General features: G+C 35.9%; 7 protein-coding genes. 1 reads left to right on the forward strand and 6 read right to left on the reverse strand.

Annotation, left to right across the window (positions count from 1 at the left end):
• Positions 1-69 precede the first annotated feature (69 nt).
• The 6 genes from istB to BLR79_RS08240 form a co-directional block, all read right to left on the reverse strand.
• A complete protein-coding gene (gene istB, locus BLR79_RS08215; protein WP_092086873.1) occupies positions 70-816 on the reverse strand; it encodes an IS21-like element helper ATPase IstB in 747 nt (248 codons plus the stop codon).
• The gene (gene istA, locus BLR79_RS08220) at positions 809-2,047 is read right to left on the reverse strand and encodes an IS21 family transposase (protein WP_092086876.1); all 1,239 of its coding nucleotides are present in this window, start codon (positions 2,045-2,047) and stop codon (positions 809-811) included. Before istA ends, istB begins: the two co-directional genes overlap by 8 nt.
• Before the next feature lie 332 nt (positions 2,048-2,379).
• Positions 2,380-3,756 (reverse strand): 23S rRNA (uracil(1939)-C(5))-methyltransferase RlmD, encoded by a 1,377-nt coding sequence (gene rlmD, locus BLR79_RS08225; RefSeq protein WP_092086879.1) that lies wholly within the window; start codon positions 3,754-3,756, stop codon positions 2,380-2,382.
• Between the two features lie 94 nt (positions 3,757-3,850).
• Positions 3,851-4,054 (reverse strand): hypothetical protein, encoded by a 204-nt coding sequence (locus tag BLR79_RS08230; protein WP_092086882.1) that lies wholly within the window; start codon positions 4,052-4,054, stop codon positions 3,851-3,853.
• Positions 4,055-4,171: 117 nt separating this feature from the next.
• On the reverse strand, positions 4,172-4,918 hold the full coding sequence (locus BLR79_RS08235) for a LytR/AlgR family response regulator transcription factor (RefSeq protein ID WP_092086885.1): 747 nt from the start codon (positions 4,916-4,918) through the stop codon (positions 4,172-4,174).
• 2 nt (positions 4,919-4,920) lie between these two features.
• Positions 4,921-6,201 carry a sensor histidine kinase gene (locus tag BLR79_RS08240; protein ID WP_092086888.1) on the reverse strand — a complete coding sequence of 427 codons (1,281 nt, stop codon included), beginning with the start codon at positions 6,199-6,201 and terminating at the stop codon, positions 4,921-4,923.
• A 175-nt stretch (positions 6,202-6,376) separates the two neighbouring features.
• Here BLR79_RS08240 and BLR79_RS08245 point away from each other — a divergent pair.
• On the forward strand, positions 6,377-6,648 hold a 272-nt coding region (locus BLR79_RS08245; protein ID WP_143338823.1), incomplete at its 3' end, for a hypothetical protein.

Genomic DNA, 6,648 nt, shown 5'->3' on the forward strand with positions numbered 1-6,648 from the left:
TGTCAAGGGCAATTTAAAATTGTAGGTTTTCGGCAATCTAAAAATGTGGGTTTTGGGCAATTTAATTAGTTAGTCACTTTTTAACTTTCCTTTTAGACGGTAGGACTTTCCAGTTATTTTAAAAATCTTCGCATGATGGACCAGTCGGTCTAAGATGGCGGCGGCTATTTCAGTGTTCTGGAAAAGCTCACCCCAGCGGGACAGTGTAATATTTGAAGTGACCATAGTTGTTTTCTGCTCATAACGCAAGGTGAGTAATTGAAAGAAGAGGTCAGCCTCAACTTTTTGAATAGGCAGATAGCCAATTTCATCAATAATTAGTACATCATACCGTACGTATCGTTTGATCACTCGTTCGATTGTGCCTTTCTCGTAAGCCACCCGCAGGCGCAAAAGGAGCTCATGACAACTGATAAACAAGGTCCGATGACCCTGTCGACAGGCTTCGATACCTAAGGCAATGACGAGATGTGTTTTGCCGACTCCGGGATTGCCAATAAAAATCAAATTCTCGTTCTTTTCTAAAAAACTGAGTGATTTTAAATCGAGGATTTCTTTTTTGTTGATGCTGGGCTGAAAATCAAAATCGAATTCGTCTAAAGTGGTTCGTTTAGGAAATCGAGCGCGTTTGATGACGCGCTCAACTTTCTGTTCTTCTTGAAAAACTAGCTCCTGCTCTGTGAGTTTTAAAAGAGCTTCAGTAAAGGGGATTTCTTGTTCATTTACGATATCTATGTAATTTGGCACGTATTCTCGCATAAAGCCTAAATTTAAAGATTCTAGATTGTTTAAAAGTTTCTGATATGAACTACTCATCGGTTTCGTCCTCCAATAAATCATATAATTTCATACTTTGCCTAATGTGTTCCTGTATTTCATCCTCTTCTTTGTGGCTCATGACGTCTGATTTTAGTATTTGAACCAGATCCTCTTGATGGTAATTCAATTTTTTGGTGGTTATCTGGTGCGAACGAATCCGCTCTCCGTTATAATAGAAGTGCACGTGCTCTTCGTTTTCGGAAAGTTCGACTTCAACTTCTTTTCCGATATAACGAGGGTCGACAGAGTACTTACACTGACGGAAATTGACCATCGCCTCATTGGTGACTTTACGGGTAATAAAGTCTTCAAAGTAAGGTTTCAAAAGGTCTTTCTTCAATTTGTGTAGGTGCTCTTTTTCATTCATCTTCCATCGGAGATTGGGAATCTCATTGGTCGCCTGGCTCACTTCTGAATTCATTTCTTCACATAAATCATTGACGATATGGATTAAATCCACGCTGTCATAGAACTCGTGATTATAGACACGCAATCGTTCAACTGCTCGTGCTAGTGCTTCTACGCTGCCTTTAGTTTGTGGTCGGAAGGGACGACAAACCATCGTCCGAAAACCGGCGTCTTTACTGAAGGCATAAAACTGCTCATTCAATTGCGCTTTTGAAAACTGTGTTCTTGAATGATCCACGACCGTCTTCATATTGTCGAACCAGATTTCTTCAGGCACACCACCGGTGTAGTAAAAGGCGTCATTTAGGCAAGAAAATAAGGTATCTTGTTTATGATCAAAGGTAAGCGTGATATACCTCTTCTTTGAATAAGGCAGTATATAAAGGAAAATATTAAACGTAAAGATTTCTCCTTGATTGTTGATCATTTTCATTTCTTCTTTCCAGTCCACTTGGGCCGACAGGCCAGGAGTGTACTCAATTCGTACCGTTGCTTTCTTAATTTTCTCTTGCTTAAAGGACCGACAATATTGTTTGACTAAACTGTAACTCCCATCAAAACCTTTCTTCTCAATAAATTTAAAAATACTATACGCACTACATTGGTCTTTCAGTTTCTCTTCAATCGTTGCTTTATAAGGATCCAGTTTACTTGGCCGCTTCTTCCTCTGTATCGGTCTTTTTATTCCTTCTAAAGCTTCATGATAGGCTTCTTTGACTGTTCGGTAATCACAGCCATATTGTTTCGCTAACGCGGCATAATTGGGTTTGATGCCATCTATCATATGTTTCTTCACTCCTTCTCGAATATCTTTTCTCATCCTGATTCCTCCATTTCTGAAAAGGGGATAAGAAAAGTATATAAAAAAATGTAGGAAAACCAACAATTTTAAATTGCCGATTTCCTACATTATATAACTGCCCTTTACACCAATAAAATATTTATCTCCGAAAGATGATAATATATCATTTAACTCGTTCATAATTTTCGTATTCAACTTAACAACCCCTTACTCTCTTTGATCTGTTTCCACAGTCAAACTCCCTTTAAAATAATAAAAAGGAGTCACTTAATCAAAAAATCAAGTTTACTCCTTCTAATATTAGCATATCAATTTATCATTTTCATTAACAACCTTATAGTATCAAGGTTTTAATCAGCTACTTTTTCCATCAATACTATACACTCAACATGAGGGGTTTGTGGGAATAAGTCAACGGGTTGGACGCTTTCTAGTGTATAACCCTGGTCAGCAATTAAGCGACAGTCTCTAGCACACGTAGCTGGGTTACAGCTAACGTACACAATACGTTTTGGTTGTTGCTTAGTTAATACGTCAATAAAGGAAGTCGCTAACCCTTTACGAGGTGGGTCCACCACAGCGACATCGAACTGAATCCCTTCTTGATCCCATCGGGGTAAGACGTCTTCTGCTCTTCCTGCTTTAAAGGTCACATCATGCAAGTGATTTATTTTTGCGTTTTCTTTCGCCATATCAATAGCCTCTTTAACCACTTCCATACCGTAAACATGTTTAGCGTGCTTAGCTAAACATAAAGTGATTGAACCAATTCCGCAATAAGCGTCCATAACAATATCATCCGGGCTAATATCGGCCACCTTTAAAGCTTCTTCATATAACCTTTCTGCTTGTAGCGTATTAACTTGGAAGAAGGATTGGGCTGAAATACTAAAAGTTAATCCTAAAATTTGATCTTGATATTCAGAACGTCCCCATAATACATGACTTTCTCGCCCTAAAATAACATTGGTATTTCGTTTGTTAATGTTCAACACTAAACTCACCAGTTCAGGAACTTCTTTTTTAATCTCTTCTATTATTTTTTCTTGATGAGGTAGTGTATCTTTATTCGCTACTAACACAATCATAATTTCATGGGTATAATAGCCGCGCTTTACTACAACATGGCGAATATCTCCTTGCCCGTTTTGCTCGTTATAAGGCTCAATACGATACTTTCTTAAAATATCCCGGACTTTAACAATGGTCTCATCAATCACTGGATCTTGAATATGAAAGTTTTCTACAGGAACTAAGTCATGGCTGCCTTGTTTATAAAACCCCGTATGCAACTCTCCATTAACTAATCTAACAGGAACTTGAGCTTTATTGCGGTATTCCCAAGGATTCTCCATCCCGATCGTTGGTTTAACATTAGCCTCTTCGAACTTTCCAATACGTTTAAATACTTGTTGGACACTGTTAGTTTTATAGTCTAGTTGGGCTGGGTAGTTTAAATGTTGTAAGCTCATTGTTCCAATGAGTTGTCCTACAGGGTCTTTTAACTCCACCCGGTCACTACTTTCCTTTAAAATCTCTAAAGCTTCCGCATAGCCATGTTTAGGTGTCACTTTAGTCACTTTTACTTTAACTTCTTCTCCAGGTAAGACGCCTTCAACAAAAAATGGATAACCTTCAATCTTTAAAACACCTGTTCCTCTTGAAGACAAGTCATCTACTACACCCACTAGTTCTTCATTTACTTTAAATTTTCTCAATGATGTCATCCTCACTCTTTTATTTGCTTCTTTTAGAGTATATCCTTTTTTAAAAATAGTCAAAATAAAAATGACCTAACCCGAAGGCTAAGTCATTTGATTATTAATAATTTGATTGTTTGCGATTGCGATTGCGATAACTGTCGTAAGCGATACCTGCCATTGATAAAGGAATAGCCACTAAGGTAAGTTGTCTGAAGGTATGGGATGGAATAAAGCTTATCAATTGCAAATCAGCTAATACTCGTCCACCCAGAACAAGTACCAGTATAATAAGTCCAATCACTGTAAATGGTTTGTGTTTCATATAGTATCCTCCTTAAAATGTTTTTAGCTCATATCTATAGTTTACACGAAAATTGGCTTCACGAGTCATTATTGTCATAAATGATCCTTTTTTAGTAATATTCGTTGAAACAACTATTTAGTTTGCATCAAGTAAAGCGATAAGTGAAGTGAGTTTTCGAGTCGATACGAGATATTGTGAACCATCCTTCATCGTCACCACTCGTTTTTTTCGGTCAACTTGAACAATATTCATCAGATTAATGATAAAGGATTGGTGAGACCTGAAAAAATACTCTGATACCTGTTCAATGTCTTTTAGATTACCGCGATATTTAATTTCCCCTTTTTCATGTACTAAAATTACTTGATGAGCATTTAGAGATTTCTCAAAAAACATAATCTCTTCGAAAGGATAGAGTCTAATGGTTCCTCCTAATTCAACTTTAAACATTGACTGAGAACTTTGACTTCTATCTACTAAATAACGGTCATACGCTACTTTCAAAATTCGCCTGATTTCTTCGACTGTAGATTCACGGCTGGATTTAATAATGTAGCCCATAGCCTCCACCACATATTCAAATGTCGTGTGGACCGATTCACTATGAATAGTAATAAATACAATCTTCGCATTAGGACAGCGTTGGCGAATTTTAGCGCCTAATTCAATCCCATTCAAGTAATCAGTTCCTAAATCAACGTCCAATAAAAACAAACCATTTGAAACAGGGTGATTATCGATAAACTCTAAAATATCCAAAGGTTGATCTGTTGCTAGACGAATTTTCAGGTCCCAATCATGAATCATGCCGTATTTCCACACCGTCTCTTCGATCATCACGCGCTCTTTAAAGTTGTCTTCGCAAATAAATACTTCTAACATTACTAACTCCTCATTTTATTGATCGTCAAATGTTGGATAAACTTCTGCTTTTTTACTAAAGTCTCTAAGTCTACATTTGTATAATTATATAAAATTTGATCGATATTAGCCAAACCTAAGCCTCTATTGGATCCTTTAGTGGAATAATCTTCTTTCCGTAATTGACTAAGAGGTAGAATATCAGATCTACAGGAATTCATAACAATGAGATGAACAGAATCGCCTAATTCATCGATTGACACTGATAAATTCCCTTCACCTAATGCCTTGATTTCTTCAATAGCATTATCCAAAAATATTCCAACTACTCGCACTAAATCCAAATCTTTCATTTCAATTGAACTGATAGGAAAGCGAACATCCAAACGAATATCAATAGCATTTTCTTGGGCATGAAGTAATTTAGCCGTTAATAAACTTTTAAGAGGAGGTATTTGGATATTACTTAAGTGTTCTAACTTGAAAGTCTGAGTTTCTAAATATTCCGACTGAGGGATAATCTCCGACTGAAGATATTCTATTAACCCATCAGTATCTTCTTGTTTAATATACTCTTCAAAAGATAAACACATATTCTGATAATCATAACGAAAATTCCTTAAATCAAGATATCTTTCCTCAATAGACTGATTGTACAATTGCAGAGCTTCATACTCTACTTGTTGCTCATGAGCTTGACGTGCTTTGCGATCTGACTGAAAGAGCAAAACACCGGATACAGCCATTATTAAAGTATAAATTACAAAAAATAATAGATTTAATTGAATTAGCTTAAAAGTATTCCCTATCTGAATCCCTATAATAATTGCACCATAGAAGGTTACGAGAACAAAAACTGTCATTCCTAAACCTATTTTTTTAAAACGCGAAGAAAAATAATATCTTTTATTCAACAAAGCCCAAGTATGTTGCATCAAGTAACAAAATACCCACATAAAAAGGATCATCAGTCCGAAGTGAGATTTTGATAATAGTTCGTTACTTCGAAATAAATGAATATCGACAAAGGTAGCAAAATGGTCGCCTAACACTAAAGCTATAAATGAAAAAATAAGAGAACTAAAACTTAATAACTTATCTTTTGTATGCCAGATTCTCAAGATAAACATACCTATAAAAAGAAAGAAAACAGCATAAATATCTATAAATTGAAAAAGAATGACGCTGAACAAACCAACACCCAACATGCCAATAATTTCTTTAAAATTAAAAGTCAAATCTTGTGTCACTATTAAAATGCCGACATATAAAGCAATTATTTGTAAGAACGCAAAGATGAACATTAGAAACTCCTTACACTAAGTTTTTCTTTTCACTATAACATACTTTATCGCTTTCGCCATTGTTTTCACCTCTGAATTCATAGATAAATGCAAAATAAAAATGACCTAACCCGAATGATATGCTCCCCCTAAAGTAGACACTGTAAAAAGTAAATCTATTTTAGGGGGAGTTTTTATGCGCTCAAATAGTAAACATACCGTAGAAGACCTTGAAAGGTACATTGAAATGTATCTAAGTAATGGGAAGAGTTACAAGGAATTACGTGATGATTATGGGTTGATATTGAGTGAATCGGTCTTTGGTCAAAAAGTCTTGAGATATCAGGCCTACGGTCTTAAAGGTATTCAGTCAAGGTTGAAAAACAGTCATTATACTAAAGATTTTAAAATGACTGTAGTTAATGAACACATTATTGAAGGCATTCCTATCAAACAATTAGCTCGTAA

The sequence above is a fragment of the Dolosicoccus paucivorans genome (assembly GCF_900100125.1).
In the GTDB taxonomy this organism is placed as follows: domain Bacteria; phylum Bacillota; class Bacilli; order Lactobacillales; family Aerococcaceae; genus Dolosicoccus; species Dolosicoccus paucivorans.

Coding starts and splice junctions, on each gene's coding strand:
- istA (WP_092086876.1), bottom strand. CDS start 2,047: ATGAGAAAAGATATTCGAGAAGGAGTGAAGAAACATATGATAGATGGC.
- BLR79_RS08230 (WP_092086882.1), bottom strand. CDS start 4,054: ATGAAACACAAACCATTTACAGTGATTGGACTTATTATACTGGTACTT.
- BLR79_RS08235 (WP_092086885.1), bottom strand. CDS start 4,918: ATGTTAGAAGTATTTATTTGCGAAGACAACTTTAAAGAGCGCGTGATG.
- istB (WP_092086873.1), bottom strand. CDS start 816: ATGAGTAGTTCATATCAGAAACTTTTAAACAATCTAGAATCTTTAAAT.
- rlmD (WP_092086879.1), bottom strand. CDS start 3,756: ATGACATCATTGAGAAAATTTAAAGTAAATGAAGAACTAGTGGGTGTA.
- BLR79_RS08240 (WP_092086888.1), bottom strand. CDS start 6,201: ATGTTCATCTTTGCGTTCTTACAAATAATTGCTTTATATGTCGGCATT.